General features: G+C 49.2%; 10 protein-coding genes. 4 read left to right on the forward strand and 6 right to left on the reverse strand.

Annotated elements, in window-relative coordinates; translation table 11 throughout:
• Positions 1-522: 522 nt before the first annotated feature.
• The 6 genes from T538_RS0112785 to T538_RS17270 form a co-directional block, all read right to left on the reverse strand.
• Positions 523-2,121 carry a glycoside hydrolase family 32 protein gene (locus T538_RS0112785; RefSeq protein WP_031534270.1) on the reverse strand — a complete coding sequence of 533 codons (1,599 nt, stop codon included), beginning with the start codon at positions 2,119-2,121 and terminating at the stop codon, positions 523-525.
• Between the two features lie 11 nt (positions 2,122-2,132).
• Positions 2,133-3,545, reverse strand: a complete 1,413-nt coding sequence (locus T538_RS0112790; protein WP_031534269.1) for a DUF4960 domain-containing protein — start codon at positions 3,543-3,545, stop codon at positions 2,133-2,135.
• Positions 3,546-3,592: 47 nt separating this feature from the next.
• Positions 3,593-5,332 (reverse strand): RagB/SusD family nutrient uptake outer membrane protein, encoded by a 1,740-nt coding sequence (locus T538_RS0112795; protein ID WP_031534267.1) that lies wholly within the window; start codon positions 5,330-5,332, stop codon positions 3,593-3,595.
• Positions 5,333-5,366: 34 nt separating this feature from the next.
• Positions 5,367-8,474: a SusC/RagA family TonB-linked outer membrane protein gene (locus T538_RS0112800; protein WP_031534265.1), complete on the reverse strand. Its 3,108-nt coding sequence runs from the start codon at positions 8,472-8,474 to the stop codon at positions 5,367-5,369.
• A gap of 159 nt (positions 8,475-8,633) precedes the next feature.
• Complete coding sequence (locus T538_RS0112805; protein WP_031534263.1) at positions 8,634-10,169, reverse strand: AraC family transcriptional regulator; 1,536 nt, start codon at positions 10,167-10,169, stop codon at positions 8,634-8,636.
• Between the two features lie 11 nt (positions 10,170-10,180).
• A complete protein-coding gene (locus T538_RS17270; protein WP_034539145.1) occupies positions 10,181-10,615 on the reverse strand; it encodes a hypothetical protein in 435 nt (144 codons plus the stop codon).
• A gap of 199 nt (positions 10,616-10,814) precedes the next feature.
• Here T538_RS17270 and T538_RS0112815 point away from each other — a divergent pair, with 199 nt between their 5' ends.
• The 4 genes from T538_RS0112815 (at position 10,815) to T538_RS0112830 (ending at position 16,219) form a co-directional block, all read left to right on the forward strand.
• The gene (locus T538_RS0112815) at positions 10,815-11,855 is read left to right on the forward strand and encodes an IS1595 family transposase (protein WP_051656083.1); all 1,041 of its coding nucleotides are present in this window, start codon (positions 10,815-10,817) and stop codon (positions 11,853-11,855) included.
• A gap of 647 nt (positions 11,856-12,502) precedes the next feature.
• Positions 12,503-14,161, forward strand: a complete 1,659-nt coding sequence (locus T538_RS0112820) for a glycoside hydrolase family 32 protein (RefSeq protein WP_031534260.1) — start codon at positions 12,503-12,505, stop codon at positions 14,159-14,161.
• 6 nt (positions 14,162-14,167) lie between these two features.
• Positions 14,168-15,331 carry an MFS transporter gene (locus tag T538_RS0112825; protein WP_031534258.1) on the forward strand — a complete coding sequence of 388 codons (1,164 nt, stop codon included), beginning with the start codon at positions 14,168-14,170 and terminating at the stop codon, positions 15,329-15,331.
• 3 nt (positions 15,332-15,334) lie between these two features.
• Positions 15,335-16,219 (forward strand): carbohydrate kinase family protein, encoded by an 885-nt coding sequence (locus T538_RS0112830; RefSeq protein ID WP_031534256.1) that lies wholly within the window; start codon positions 15,335-15,337, stop codon positions 16,217-16,219.
• The last annotated feature ends 187 nt before the right edge of the window (positions 16,220-16,406 follow it).

Consider the following 16,406-nt stretch of genomic DNA (forward strand, 5'->3'; position numbering starts at 1 on the left):
TCCAAGGAACGTCCAAGGAACGTCCAAGGAACGTCCAAGGAACGTCCAAGGAACGTCCAAGGAACGTCCAAGGAACGTCCAAGGAACGTCCAAGGTATATCCAGAGTAGGTGGTTTAGAATCTAATCAGATAGGTTTTTATGCAAAAAAAATCCCACACCGGGGTGCTGGGATTCCTCTATTCTTAAGTATCTGTTTACTTGTAGAACTCTTTTTTGCCTGCGCTAAGAGTGTTCTGGTGTGTGCCTTTGCCGATGACACCACTGGTCACAACCACATCGTTTCCCACATCTTTGTCCTCATCGTCTCATAGAACGACTTTGGTGTTACACACTGTTGCGACAAACTGTTTGCCATGAGTAAAAGTTTCTTCATAAAAATTTATTTGGTTTGTGACTAAATGATGTTGGCTACAAAATTAGTGCATATCCTCCTATTCCAGAATAAAGGATATTACATTGGCTGAAAGAAATCGTTCAATACAACATTTTCTGCTGCATTGAACGATTTATGTCTGAATGAATTAGTCTTGGCAAATCTTCAAGTCGCTGACGGTGACGGAGCCGCCATAGTTATTGATGCTCCAGCAGTTCTTCTGGATGCCGTAAATGCGTTGGGTGTAGGCGCAGACGTCATTGATGTACATCACGAGAACTGAGTTGTCGGTATAGATGTCGATGTTATAGGTGTTATTGGCAGGTCGCTCGAACCAGTATCCGTCGGCTGCCTCTATGAACCCTTTGCCTTCCTTACCCTCTTGCTCAAAGTTGACCTTGCGATGGTTCTCGTCCTCGGGATTTACCACTATCGTATAGTATTTCTTGGAGTCGGTGCCGCGGACGAAGGAGATGCCGAACTTGTCCCAATTGTTGGAGGTCTTGACCGTGAAAGAAATGTGGTTGCAACTAGCCAGGCGATTATAAAGCACGTATGCATCGTCGCCACTGAGCGTGCCATTGCTATAGCCGTTCGACTCCATCACGTTGGCCGATGCCGTCTGCCCGTATTTGGCTGCCATGGCGGGTACGGCTCCGAGTGTCAGTGTGCCGTCTTGATGCTGGATGATTTTATGGCAGACGAGAGAACCAGACCAGTTTGGCTCATTGCCGTCGCCAGCACCTACGTTGACGTTCTTCTCGTGGATGTCGGCTCCAGAGCGGAAGGGACACCATCCCCAAATGAAGCGGTCGGTACCGTTAGAGGCAGTCTTTCCTGCATAGAAGGCGCGGCTGTCGAGCACTCCCTCGTGACCGTCGGCAGGCCATTTGGGACCGTCGTTGAAGCAAGCCTTCAACTCGTCGTAGCTTTTGGCCATCATGTACTTCACCTTGCGGCTCCAGCTGGCTCTGAAGCTTTCGCTATAGACGAGATACCAATAATCACCCATCTTAAAGATGTCGGGACATTCGAGCATACGGTCCCATATCATCTTGAAGCGGCCTACGTGCTCCCAGTTCTTCATGTCGCTGCTCTTGAACTCGGCAAAGCAGGGGTCGCCGCCGCCGTTGGGATAGGTGGCGATGACCATGTGGTAGAGGTTGTCGTCGGCGACGAAAATCTGCGGGTCGCGGAAGTCGTTGCCAGAGTAGCCGAAGTCGGGGCCGTTGAGCGTCCAAAGCTCGTCCTTTGTCCAAGTCTTGAAGTCGGCGGATGTGGCACGCATCACCACCTCACGGTTCTTGCAGTTGCCATTGTGGCCCGTATAATAGATATAATAGATGCCATCCTTCTCGTAGGCACAGCCCGTACCGAGTGCTGCATCCTGCTGGTAGTCGTTGTCGCCGAAGGGCAGCACCTCACCGAGTGACTCGTAGTGGGCACCGTCGTTGGTTGATACTCCCCAAATGGGATGGAAGCGATGGCTCAGATTGTTGGTGAACTCCTGCAGGTAGAGCACCTTGAAGTCGCCGGCCTTCTGGTCGAAGAAGGGCATGGGGTCGCCAACACGGCCTACAGATGGTGTGTAGTAGGTGTCGAAACTTTGGGCATCGGTGGAGGCGAAAAAGGTAGTGGTTTCAGCCCAGTCTTTATCGGGGTCGCCGCTGAACTCGTTGTCGCTGCATGCCGTCAGTGTAGAGGCTGACAACATGAGCGCGAATACTGAATATAGCATAGTCTTCATAATTTTTTTGTTTATTTGGTTAGATAATCGAATGCATTGAGCAAAATCTTGCCCATGTTGTTGTGGTAATGCGACGTGTAAGGAGTAGGAGAGTTCCAGTCGTAGAGACCTGAGCCAAGACAGATGATGCCACCCTTGCCGAACTCGCCGCTATAGGCCTTCAACTCCCATGCGTTCACGCTGTTGTCGCCAGTCAGTGCACGACCGCCAGTTTTGGCTTCCACGGCATCCTTTCCGCTCTGGTAGGTGTCCCAGAATCCAAACTGCGACGTGGTGTTGCAGATGGTGTAGTCCTTGTCGAGCGTATAGACGGCATTGTCGGGAGCGCCGGGATAGGTAGCCAGACCGTTCCACAGCGGATGGGTGATGTCGTAGGCAAAGGTATGCCAAGGGTCGTCGCCCATCAAGTCGGATCCTTCGCCGCCTCCGCCACCCCAGACGTTGTTGGGATAAGCGTCCTCAGGCATGGCACCTAGAGCAATGGCGTAGTTCACTGCCGAGCGTCCGAGAACGAATGCACCGCCCTTCTGCCAGAAGTCTTTCATGCGTGCCAGTGCAGTCATAGCACCTTGTTCAGCCTCTGCAAAACCGTTGTAGTTGCCATACGATGAGCAGTGACGGTGGAAGAAGATGAGTTTGCATTTATCCAATGAAATGTTGCCGTTGGCGATGTCGCTCCAAGAAGCGTAGGCAGCGCTGGCAATGTTGCCGGTGAGCCATTTTGCGGCAGCCTTTTCCTCGTCGTTCAGCAGCTCGATGTTCTCGGCATTGCCTACGAACAGAGCCACAGGATCCTGAATCTGGGTGACGTAGACCGTATATACCGTATTGGCGGTGTTATCATTCAGTGTAATCTGGAACGGCTCGGTGAAGTTTCCCTTCGTACCGCTTGCTGGGCTACAAGTCGCATCCTCGCTGCACGCCACCTCGAAGGTGGCATTGCTGAGGTCGATACCGCTGTTGGTCATTACGCTGACGGTGACAGTCTTGTCCTCCTGGTTAATGGCACCCTTGATACCTTCGAGCATGAAGAGCGACATCAGTGCCTCGTCATTGCGAACACTTACCTGATAGTCCATCACGAGGTCACCATTACTGACGTGGAGGTTGCGGTCTGCGTCGAAGTTCAGGTGGTCGCCCACCTTCATATTGGTTTGGGCACCTGCTGATACGCAAAGAGCGGTGATTTCCATGTTGCTCTTCTCGGTGAAATCCACAGGTACCTTTATCTTTATTTGGCGCTTCTCTGTATTGATGAGACCTTCGTATTGTCCGTTGAGCACAAACTTTTCCACGAAGCAAGTACTACTGACATTAATCGAGCCTGTATTGTCATCGTTGCAAGAGGAGAGTACCGTGAGGGCTGCAACGATGTTGCAGCATAGAAGGACACGGCTGAGGAGGTTTTTTATTCTTGTTTTCATGTCTTGGGGTTGTTTTTTTTGTTTTATTATTGCCATGGCGAGCCTAATTACCATTGTCCGCAGTTCTGGGTGTAGTGCCCGTTAGATGCAGCCATTTGTTCGTATGGAATGGGCAGGTACTCGTTCTTATTGGCAGTGAACTGCGAGCCGTTGAGGAAGTTCATCTTCTGGCTTTCGCTGGTGTAGTACTTGTTCAGAACGTTAGCAGCGTCGCCCCAACGCACGAGGTCGAAGAAGCGTTCACTCTCGAGAGCCAGCTCCAAGCGGCGTTCCATCTTGATAATCTTCATTGTCTCTTCCTTCGAGAAGGAGCCATTGTATTTACCAACAGCATAGTGTACGCCATATTTATTTGGATAGTTTGACACCACGCTGGCGGTAGCCATGCCTGCTGCACGTTCGCGCACCTGGTTCACGAGTGCAAGAGCCTCGGTAGTCTGCCCCAGCTGAGCCAGGGCTTCGGCACGCATCAGTAGCACGTCGGCATAGCGGAATACAACGCGGTTCATGCAACTGGCCCACTGCGAGTCGCACAGGAAGAGATAGTTGTTGGTTAGTGCTGGATCAACATTCTGTTTCAGCGAAACAAAGTAGCCGAAGGTTCCACCCGAACGGCTCCAGGCGTTGCTCTCGCTCATCATGAAGTTGGTATTGAACATATAGGGAGTGCCCGGAACACCTACTGTGACGAACAGACGGGGATCAACAGTCTCGGCAGAGCCTACGGTGTACTCTTTTTCAGCAAAAGTGTCGAGCATGGGCAGGCCATTGCTGTTGGTACGATAGGCACTTACCAGATTATGCGATGGCTTATAGAAGTCGCAACCTGAGTCATGAACCTTGGGAATGCATGGTACGATAAGGCGATTGGAGAAGTTCAGGTTGCCATATACGGTGCCGTCGTTCTTGGAATACTGGATGGCCCAGATACTCTCGCGGCCGTTTTCGTACTGCTCCTCGGGACGGAAATTGTTGTGCAGGTCTATCTCAAGACCATAGCCATTGTAAAGAGAGGCGTTGGTGTATTCAACAACCTTCTGTAAATCTGCTTCGTTGATGCTTGTCACCTGATTCGTATTGGCATCATCCTGACGGTAGGCCTTATAAAGGTATACCTTAGCCAGAAAAGCAGCACAGGCAGCCTTTGTAGGACGCCCCTTGTCGGCTTGCGTTGCGGGCAGTATCTTATAAGCATCTTCGAGGTCGTTGATAATCTGTTGCCAGCCCTCGTCGTTTGTGTATTCAGTGTTTGAGAGGTTGTTGTAGTCCTCTTCCGTCATATTGGGCTTGTTCACGAATGGGATTTTCTTGAACAAACGCTTCAGTTGGAAATGTCCGTAGGCACGCAGGAACTTCATCTCGGCAGTGCGCTGCTGAATGGTAGTGCTCTCCTGATCAGAACTTGCCAGAATATCGAGAGAGAGACTGACGCGAGAGAGATAGTTGTATAACTTTGTCCAGATAGAACTGAATGGCCAGTCGGTGGTCATTACACCCGTGCTCTTCTCCAGTCTGTGGAACGGTTCGCCGTCTGAGAAGTCAGAACCGCCAACGTAGGCATCGTCTGAGCGAGTGTCGTAGTTCCAGAGTGAGAAACTGGCGTTCATATCCTCAATGGAAACCAGTCCTGCGTATGCCGAAATCAGCACATTGTCGATATACTCAGGGCTCTTCACCTCGTCCTGAGTCAGTGTGGCCTGCGGCACCTGTTCTTCGAGGAAGTTTGAACATGACATCAAACCACAGATTACGCAGGTTGCGCAGATAGTTCTATATATTGTCTTCATAACTGTAATTCGTTTAATTCGTGAAATTGGTCATTTAAAAGCCTACGTTCACTCCGAAAGTTAGGTTGAGTGGAATAGGGTAGTTGAATCCTGGGTTCTCAGGATCGGCTCCCGAGAATTTGCCGCTCTTGATGGTCAGCAGGTTCTGGGCCGATAAGTATAGGCGGATGCGGTTCATGCGCAACTTGTCTATAATGCCCTTTGGCAAGTTATAGCCCAACTGGATGGTGCGCAGCTTGCAATAGGAGCCATTCTCAATGTAATACGAAGATACGCGGCCTTCATTATTGGTGTCGCTCGTAGTCAGGGCGGGGATGTCGCTACCTGTATTAGCAGGATTCCATGCGTTGAGAGCACGGATGCCCTTGTTGAGGTAAGGCACGTTGATTGCAGAATTTGCCCAGAAGTCGGTCTGCGACTTATAGCCGCGACAGTCAACGTCCACACCCTGCACGCCCTGCCAGAACATGGTCAGGTCGAAGTTCTTGTACTGCAAGTATATGTTCAGACCCCAGGTGAAGTCGGGTGTAGGGTCGTAAATCCAGTCTTGGTCAGCCTCGGTGATGATGCCGTCGCCGTTCAGGTCCTTATATCGGATGCGGCCGAGTCCGGCACCCTCTTGACGTGCGTGGTTGTCAATCTCATCCTGGCTCTTGAAAATGCCGTCGGTGATATAACCCACCTGCGAGAACATCGGGTGACCAACAACGCTCTTCACGCCATTGCCGCCGTACTTACCATTGGCAGCAACAGTCTCAGGCAGTTTGGTAATTTCGTTCACGTACTTACTGATGTTACCATTGATGTCCCATGAGAATCCGTTGGCCAGAGTGTGACGATATCCGATACTGAACTCCCAACCATTGTTCTTCACCTCGCCGGCGTTAATCCACTGGCCTGAGCCTTCACCCATGGCGGCAATACCTTCCATGAAGAGCAGGATGTCGGTGGTCTTCTTATGGAACCAGTCGAACGAGCCGTAGATTTCATTCCCCAGGACGGCGAAGTCGACGCCAATATTGTGCTGCGTAGTGGTTTCCCACTTGATGTCCTCATTGCCACGCTGGTTGCGTATATAACCATTGGCAAGGGCGTAGCCGCCGTTTCTTCCGGAAATGTCGTAGGAGGTTCCTGCCTGACCGCTGCCCCAGAGTCCTGTTGACACCACTGATTTATAGAGTGTGTAACGTGCGGTGTTCGAGATTTCCTGGTTGCCGGTCTGTCCCCAAGAATAGCGTGCTTTCAGATTGTCGAGCCATTTCACGCCTTGCATAAACTTCTCCTGAGAGAGACGCCATCCTGCGCTGACAGAGGGGAACGTACCGTACTGGTTGTTGGTACCGAAGCGGCTGGAGCCATCACGACGGATGGTGAACGAAGCCATATACTTGTCGTCGTAGGTGTAGTTCACCTTGCCGAAGAAGGATACGAGGCTGAACCCGTCGCCACTGCCCTCAGCCAGTTGTTTGCCAGCACCTGCACTTGGCCACATGTAGTCGGTGTTCAGAATGGCCTGTTCGTAACGCTTGGCGCTCTGCCATGTAAAGTTTTGACGGTTCAGCTCCATACCGACCATAGCGTCGCCACGATGCTTGCCAATCTCCACATTGTAAGTGGCAATGGCATTCCACATCCAGCGCATCCAGTGTTCCTGCTTGCTCTCGGCAGCAGAGTCTGTACGCCTTACCTTACCATTTTCAATGGGATAGGTAAAGAAACGCTGCTCCTTTTGGGTGTAGTCCATACCCAAAGTGGTGCGAACCATGAAGTTCTTGAATGGGGTGATGCTCAGGTGTACGTCGCCGAACATGCGCCACTGGGTATATTCGTTGTCTTTGGTATTGTCAATCATGCTAAGTGGGGACTCACGCTCTGAATAAGCACCAAGAGCCTGGGCATACTTTCCGTTCTCTGCATAAATGGGAAAGTTGGGGTTGAACTCAAGGGCATGTTCTAATACGCCATCAGGAGCATCAACGCCTTTTGTGCGATTAATGGTGAAGTTTTCGCCTATCACCACATTGCCGTCGAACAGCTTATAGTCGGCATTGGCACGGCCTGAGAGACGGTTGAAGTACGAGTCCTTGATGGTTCCCTGATTATCATAGTAGCCAAGCGAGAAGAAAGAACTGCCTTTCTCTGAGCCATTGCTCACCGATACATTATATTGTTGTACCACACCTGTGCGCGTAATCTCCTTAAACCAGTCGGTATCACCTGCACGTACCGTACCATTCTCGTCGAGGAACATGTTCATGGTCATGCCGTTCAGCACGGGGGTGCTGTTCTTGTCGTAACTCCAGTCATAGTTATATCCCAGATTGTTGTTCGAGGGGTTGATGCCATCATTCACGCATGCCTGCCAGTAGGCACGTCCCCATTCACTGGCATTCATGGTCTCAATCTTGTTTGTATAGAACGAGGCTGCCACACTGCCGTCGAAATTCACCTTCACCTTGCCGTCCTTGCCCTTCTTGGTAGTGATAATAATCACACCGTTGGCAGCACGAGAACCGTAGATAGAGGCTGAGGCGGCATCCTTCAGTACCTGGATGCTCTCAATGTCGTTGCCGTTCAACTCGTGCATACCGGCTTTCGTGGGCACACCATCGATGATGTAAAGCGGGTCGTTGTCATTCAGTGTTCCCACACCACGGATGCGAATCGTAGCAGCGCCGCTCGGGTTACCGTCGGCCTGGATATTCATGCCAGGCACACGTCCTTGCAGGGCCTTCATCGGGTTGTTTTCGTTCTGCTTGGCTATATCGTCTATGCTCACCGTCGAAATGGCACCAGTCAGGTCGGTCTTGCGCTGGCTGGTGTAACCCGTCACCACCACTTCCTGCAACAGTTTTGCGTCATCTTTCATCGTTACCTTCATACCTTGTTGTGCAAGCACTTCTACTGTTTGGTAGCCAACGTACGAGATGACGAGGGTGGCATCCTTGTTCACTTTGATTTTGAAGTTGCCATCGAAGTCGGTCACCGTACCGTTAGACGTACCCTTCTCCTTCACCGTGGCGCCGATAACCACTTCACCGAAGTCATCGACCACCGTTCCCGTTACCTCCGTCTGAGCGCACATTATGGTGCATAGCAAAAGCGAGAGGAAACTCAAAAACAATCGTTTCGTTTGTTTCATTTGCCTTACGTTTTTAGTTGATATTTTTGTTATGATTTCTGCCGTAAATATACTAACTATCTCATGCCGTGGCATAAAAAATATCGTTCACTCCGTGCAAAATATGTTGCAATGAAACATTTTTGCGATGGAATGAACGATATTTCACAATCCTTGTTCTTATTTCCTCACGTCGCCGGGCACCATGCCGTATTCTTCCTTAAAGCATTTGGTGAAGTAGCTGGGGGCAGTAAAGCCGACAGCGTAGGCCACTTCCGAGACACTCTTGTCGGTGGTGAGCAACAACTGATAGGCGCGATTCAGACGGGCGGTGCGCAAAAGCTCGACGGGCGACGAGCCTGTGACGGCCTTCACTTTGCGATACAACTGTACACGGCTCAGATTCATGTCGGCTGCCAGATCTTCGACACTTACGTTGCTGTCCTCCAGACGCGCCTCGATGACCTCCTTGAAACTGGCGATGAAATGTGAGACGGCAACGGGTTCGTTGTCATAAGTATTGTCTGACGCCTCTGAACTATCTGATTCATCTGACGTTGCTGTAGGTTCAGAAGCAACAGGAACTTCTTCAGGCTTAAGATTCCACAGCGTATTGACTACACGTTCTCTCTGTAATGCAATCTTGCGAAGGTGGTAAAGGTAGAATAGTACGAATACTACGACTAATAAAACTATGATACCCAATGCCAGCCAGTTGATGATGCGCTGTGTGTCAAGTTTATGCAGGTAGGTGTCGGCCTTCTTGTGCAATGAGTCCAGTTGGACGGTCTGGCGCATGATCTCCTCGTTTTCCATTAGCAGCACTTTGGCATTGTCGCGGGTGACGAGGGCCGACATCAGCATCGTTTCTTTGTCGTAGGGCTTGCCATCGAGTATGCGGATGGCTAAGTCAATAATCTGGTCGCCATGGGTGGGGTAGATATACGATGCGTCGAGCAAAGAATCGCGCACCAATTGTATGCCGCCGTTTTCACCTGGCAAACCATCTATGCCGCAGTATAATACGTCTTTACCAAGTGCATTTCTTGCTCCCATCGCCGTACGGTCGTTAGCACCAAACACCAAATCTACGTGCACATCTTTATTATTGGCAAGCCACTGCTGGGTGGTCTCGTAGGCTGTAGGTTCCGTCCAGTCACCCTGTAGCGAGGCCACCACCTCAATGCCGGGTGCTTTATTTACGGCATCCATGAAACCATTATGCCGCTCGATGGCGGGCGACGACCCTTCTAGACCCTTTACCTCCAGAACAGTGCCCTGCCCGTGAAGCCGCGAGACAATATATTCACCCATCACACGCCCCATCTCATAGTTGTCGGCACTGATAAAGGCGGTATATTTTTGTGAATTTGTCTTACGCTCGAAAACAATCACGGGGATACCTTTGTCGTATGCTCGGTCGATGGCAGGCGAGATGGTCTGCACCTGATTAGGTGCCACGATCAACAAGTCAATGCCATTATTCACGAGGCTGTCAATCTGCTCCACCTGTCGCTCGTCACTATCGTAGGCTGCAGCAAACTTCAGTTCTACATTATCATGGAAATAAGTACCCATACGCAACTCTGCATTCTGTTTGTCACGCCAGATGTCATTCGAACACTGTGATATTCCGATACGATACTTCACTTTGTCTCCTGAGCAAGAGACAAGTACCGCAGCCAATACAAATAGAAAAAAGAATCTTTGTCGCATATTTGTTTAGTTTAAGTGTTACAATTTATCCAACTATATCTTATAGCACGTGCATTACTATGTGAAGCAATCAACGGTGTTCTACATAGACTTTCTGGTTCGGGGGGATGGCAAAAATCCTTGGCAAAGAGGTGGAAGGCATCGTCAGGGATTTCATCGTAGAAGCGTAAGCCTACCTGATAATCGTCTGAATAGGAGTTGTCGGGAAGTGGCTTGCCCTCCTTGATGCAATTGGTAAATTTATGGGGATAGGCATCAGCCATACAAAAAACCAGACAGCCACCTTTCTCATTAGCCAAAGCAACAACATATCCTACTATGCAATGCCTGCGGTCACGAGGGTCGGCCTTTTGGCCTCCAGCAAACAGGTAGTTATGCTCTGCCTTCTTGAATTCTGTGTGGTCTTCATGCTTACGGAGTTTCTGCAATTCTTCTATCAAACTCATCGTATTCTTAAATTCTTGGTGCAAAGATACAATTATTTTTTTTTGAATTGGGCAAGATTTTTGGTACTATTTCTTAAATTAACGCATATTTTAAGGCTCTTTTCCACATAATGACTGATTATATGCCCAAAAGCAGATTCTGTGCCATGCTATGGTACAAGTTCATCTTAGCTTTGCATCAAAAACTGACATAAGCGAAATGAAGAAGAGCCTAAAAGAAATATCGGAGAAGATTCAGAAGTTGTCAAGAGACGACTACAATGAATTGATGGCATTGTTGGCCTCAATTTCAAAAGAAGAGAAAGAAGAGAGCACCTATGATTTTGTGCTAGAGGTCAAATCATCAGAAATAACAAGATGCCCTTATTGTGGCAAAACACATATAGTACGGAACGGTCATCGCAAGGACGGAGTGCAAAAGTTCATGTGCATGGATTGCAGACGTTCGTTTGTGCCGACGACAAACACAATCTTTTCATACAGCCACAAGCCACTTTCAGTATGGAAATCCTACATAAACGAGATGATTTCCAGAAATGGACTGACAGAGAGTTCGAGGAATTGTGACATGAACATTAAGACAGCTTTCCTGTGGAGACATAAGATACTGACTTCCCTGTGCCAGATGGAGGATTCCGTGAAACTGGAGGGCATAAGCGAGGCGGACGAGACATTCTTTGCCCTGTCTTTCAAGGGAAACCGAAGGGCATTTTCTGACGGCGAGGCCAACAGGCTTCCAAGAAAGAGAGGTGGAGGCGTACACCAAAGAGGTCTTTCAAAGGAACAGGTCTGCGTCCCATGTGCAGTTGACAGATACCACAAGTCTGTGTCTAAAATCGCCTCCCTGGGAGCCTGTTCGACGGAAGACCTGAAAAGAACGCTGGGAAACCGATTTGCGGAAGGTGCTACTATTTGCAGCGACGGAAACTCCATTTACAAGGGATTCGCCGATGAATACGGAATAGACCTTGTCCAGATTAAAGGAGGCAAGAAAGGCTTCGGACTGTTCCACATCCAACATTTGAATTCATATCACAGCTTCCTAAAGGATTTTATCCGTTCTTTCCGTGGCGTATCAACGAAATATCTTAACGGATATCTTGCATGGAACAATTTCATAAATTATGCGAAAGAAGTCCGGCAAGAAAAAATGAATATATTGAAGGTATGGCTGGTTCGTTGTGGAAGGCATGTGACTGGTAAAAGTGTGTATTCCATGCAGAGCATTCCTTGCTTTTAACCCAAAACGGTCATTAGAAAAAATAAGTAGCAAAATGTAAGTTGGTTTAATTATTCAGAGTCAATCATTAGCACTTTTTGCTTATATTTTATAGGCTCTGGATACTTATCTGAACATTATGTAAGGCAAAATTTCTAATGACCGATTTGGGTTTAATCTTTATACAAATCAGTCTAAAAATGGAAAAGAGCCTATTTTAAACATAACACTCTGGTTATAAGAAGGCTGTTTTTTTTCTAAAACAAATATATTTTTTATCTTGTTTTCTTTTGTTTTAGTTAGAGACAGAAAAAACGTTCATTGCACGCATTTTTGTTGCAGTGAACGTTTTTTCATAGTCTTTGTATCATTATTTACAGCCTAATTAGTGGAAAGAAGTTAAATTTGCAACAGATTTATAACTTAATTTAAGTTTCGGAAGTTAATAAAGATGTGAATATATTAGGTACAAGAAAGTCTTTGAAATCTTGCATATATCGCAAGAGATGAGCACATTTAAGATGCTTAACAAAGAGCCTCACCAATCCGATACCGATGCACAAAATTACGATTTTCAGTCAGAGGAAAGTACATTTTTCAATGTAAAATGGCGAGTTAAGAACTCCCGAAAACTTAAATAAATTAATAACTAAAAACATAAAAGGAAAATGAAGAAACTATTTTTTACACTGATGGCGATGATTGCGCTTACTTGTTCGGCATGGGCGCAGGTAACGCCGATGGTGTTGGGCGAGAAGCATGCAATATTGCGGCTTGCGCAGGACAAGAAATACGTGCTGCTGCCCGTGCAGGAGACGGAGGACATTGCGGCCATTGCCGTGCTTGACGGACGAAACGATATGGTGCAGCGCATCAATGTGAAACTGGCCATTGACCGTGTGGACTACTACGTACCCTACGAACTGAAGGGCGCACGCCTCTTGGACATCGAGTTTCATGGCGACCGCCGACAGAAAGGAGCCGTGGGCGAATTTGTGTGCTGGAAGGAAATCAAGTTCTCCGACACGTTCGACACTGCCAATCGTGAGCGCTTCCGCCCTGTGTATCACCACACGCCTCTGTACGGATGGATGAACGACCCCAACGGTATGTTCTACAAGGACGGCACCTGGCATCTCTATTATCAATGGAACCCTTACGGCTCACAGTGGGAGAATATGCATTGGGGACACTCCACTTCGAATGACCTGGTGCATTGGCAGGCAGAGCCTATGGCCTTTGAGCCCGACTGGTTAGGCTGCATCTTCAGTGGCTCGTGCATTACCAAGGGCGATGATGTCATTGCCTTTTACACTTCGGCAGGTCATCACCAGACACAATCAATGGCAGTATCACATGATGGTGGTATCACCTTCAAGAAGTTTGAGGGCAACCCCGTTCTGACCAGCGACAAGCCCGACTTCCGCGATCCGAACGTATTCTGGTACGAGCCTACTAAACGCTGGATTATGATTTTGGCCGTTGGACAGGAGATGCAGATTTATTCTTCGGCCGATCTGAAAGACTGGCGTTACGAGTCTTCGTTCGGGCAGGAGTACGGCAACCATGGCGGTGTATGGGAGTGCCCTGACCTGTTTGAGATTGACGGCAAGTGGGTGCTCATCTGCAACATCAACCCTGGTGGTCCGTTTGGTGGCTCAGCCACACAGTATTTCGTGGGGCAGTTCGACGGACGTAAGTTCACCTGTGAGTCAATGCCGAAGGTTACCAAGTGGATGGACTATGGCAAAGACCACTATGCCACCGTGTTATTCTACAATGCCCCCGACAATCGCCGCGTGGTGCTGGCATGGATGAGCAACTGGCAGTATGCCAACCAGGTGCCGACGAAGCAATATCGTTCGGGCAACTCAATACCTCGCGACCTCGGTCTGTTCACCTGTGGTGAGGAAACCTACCTCAGCGTGAAGCCATCGAAGGAGATGCTGGCACTGCGCGGTGCCAAAGTGAAGAAGCCGACGGAAGCCTGCGAGATTCTCATAGACGTGAAGAGCCTGGCTGAGATTGTGCTCTCGAACGCAAAGGGCGAGCAGGTGGTGATGAAATACGACGGTCAGAAGCAGACCTTCAGCATGGATCGCACCAAGAGTGGCGACGTGAGCTTCAGCGAGGCATTCCCTTGTGTGACTGAGGCACCGACATATGGCCAAATCAAACAGTTCCGCCTGTTCATCGACCGTTGCAGCATTGAGGCTTTCGATGCTGAGGGCAAGATGGTCATGACCAACCTCGTGTTTCCTTCTGAACCCTATAATAATATAAAGGTGAAGGGCGGCAAAGCAACAATTTACGAAATAAAAATCTAATGAAATATGGGTAATCAAAACAAATCTATTTATCTCGTCCCCGTAATGCTCTGCTTCTTCTGTATGGGCTTCGTGGACTTGGTGGGCATCGCCTCCAACTACGTAAAGGCCGACCTGGCTCTGAGCGACTCCGTAGCCAATGTGTTTCCCTCGCTGGTATTCTTTTGGTTCCTCCTCTTCAGTGTTCCTACGGGCATGCTGATGAATAAAATCGGCCGTAAGAAGACCGTACTGCTCTCACTTGTGGTGACTGTTGCGTCGCTATTGCTGCCATTGTTCGGTGAGTCGTTCGGCATCATGCTTGTGGTCTTCTCGCTATTAGGTATCGGCAACGCCCTCATGCAGACATCGCTCAACCCGCTGGTATCGACTGTGATGGGTGGCGGCAATCTGGCGTCTACACTTACCTTCGGACAGTTCATCAAGGCCATTGCCTCGTTCTCTGCTCCTTATCTTGCCATGTGGGGGGCCACGATGGTCATTCCTGAATTCGGACTGAATTGGCGGGTACTCTTTGGCGTCTTCCTCGTAGTAGGCATACTCTCTACCGTTCTGCTCTTCGTGACTCCCATCGAGGAGCCTCCTGTTGAGGGCAGACCTTCCACCTTCGTGGAGTGCTTCAAACTGTTGGGCGCGCCCATTGTACTGCTGTCGTTCCTCGGCATCATGTGCCATGTGGGTATCGACGTGGGAACAAACACTACTGCTCCCAAGATTCTGATGGAACGACTGGGCATGACGCTCAACGATGCAGCCTTCGCCACCTCTCTCTATTTCATCTTCCGTACCATTGGCTGTCTGACAGGCTCGTTCTTCCTCCGTGCGCTAAAGATGCGTACATTCTTCATCATCTCTGTGGTGATGATGGCTTTGGCAATGTGTGGCCTGTTCATCGGAACGGAAAAGTGGATGCTTTATACAGCCATTGCCCTTGTGGGGTACGGTAATTCTAACGTATTCTCCATGTGCTTCGCCACCGCACTTGAATCAATGCCAACAAAGCAGAACGAGGTGTCGGGCTTGATGATTATGGGGCTTTTCGGTGGCACCATCTTCCCACTCTTCATGGGCTTGGCCAGCGACGCTATGGGACAGGCTGGCGCAGTACTTGTCATGTCCGTGGGCGTCGTCTATCTCTTTACTTATATCAAACAACAAAAAAACGCATAGGATATGAATCAGAAACGTTATGTAGTAGGACTCGGAGAAGTCCTCTGGGATGTACTTCCCGAAGGTAAGAAACTGGGTGGCGCACCCGCCAACTTCGCTTATCATGCCGGAATGTTCCTCGGCATGGACAACACCATCGCCGTCAGCGCACTCGGCGAGGACAAACTGGCCGACGAGACCATTGAGGCTCTGAAGGAGCACGGTCTGAACGACTTGCTTCCCCGCGTACCATATCCAACTGGCACTGTGCAGGTGCAGCTCGACGAGCAAGGCATTCCCACGTATGACATCAAGGAAAATGTAGCCTGGGACAACATCCCTTTCGATGACGACATCGCCCAAATTGCCCGTAACTGCCGTGCCGTCTGCTTCGGCTCTCTGGCCCAGCGCAACGTGGTCAGCCGCACCACTATCCAGAAGTTCCTTGACGCTACGCCTGCCGACTGCCTGAAGATTTTCGACATCAACCTGCGCCAGCAGTTCTATACTCAGGAAATTCTGCGCGAGTCCTTTCAACGTTGCAATATACTGAAAATCAACGACGAAGAGCTGGTTCTCATCGGTCGTATGTTTGGCTATCCAGGTCTCGACATCGAGAACAAGTGCTGGCTCATCTTGGGCAAGTACAATCTCGACATGCTTGTGCTTACTTGTGGCATTAACGGCAGCTATGTCTTCACACCTGGCCGCGTGTCTTTCCAGAAAACACCGAAAGTGAAGGTTGCCGACACCGTAGGTGCTGGCGACTCCTTCACCGGCTCCTTCATCGGCAGCATCCTCAATGGAAAGTCTGTATCTGAGGCTCATCGCATAGCTGTTCATGTCAGTGCATATGTCTGCACCCAGAATGGAGCCATGCCGACATATCCAGAAGAACTGCTGAAATAAAGCAATTCTATTTCATTCAACGCCAGAACACATACAATGTTTGTTCTTGGCCACTGAAAAAGTCTCCTTATGTAGTTTTTAAACAATAAAATGGAGGGTGTGTCAAAATAGGCACATCCTTTTTTTATATCAAAGCCCCGACTTTCTCAAGCCAGGGCTTCGTTATGTCGTAAAGTTTTCGTATCTT

It is taken from the genome of Bacteroides sp. Ga6A2 (assembly GCF_000702225.1).
Classification (GTDB): domain Bacteria; phylum Bacteroidota; class Bacteroidia; order Bacteroidales; family Bacteroidaceae; genus Ga6A1.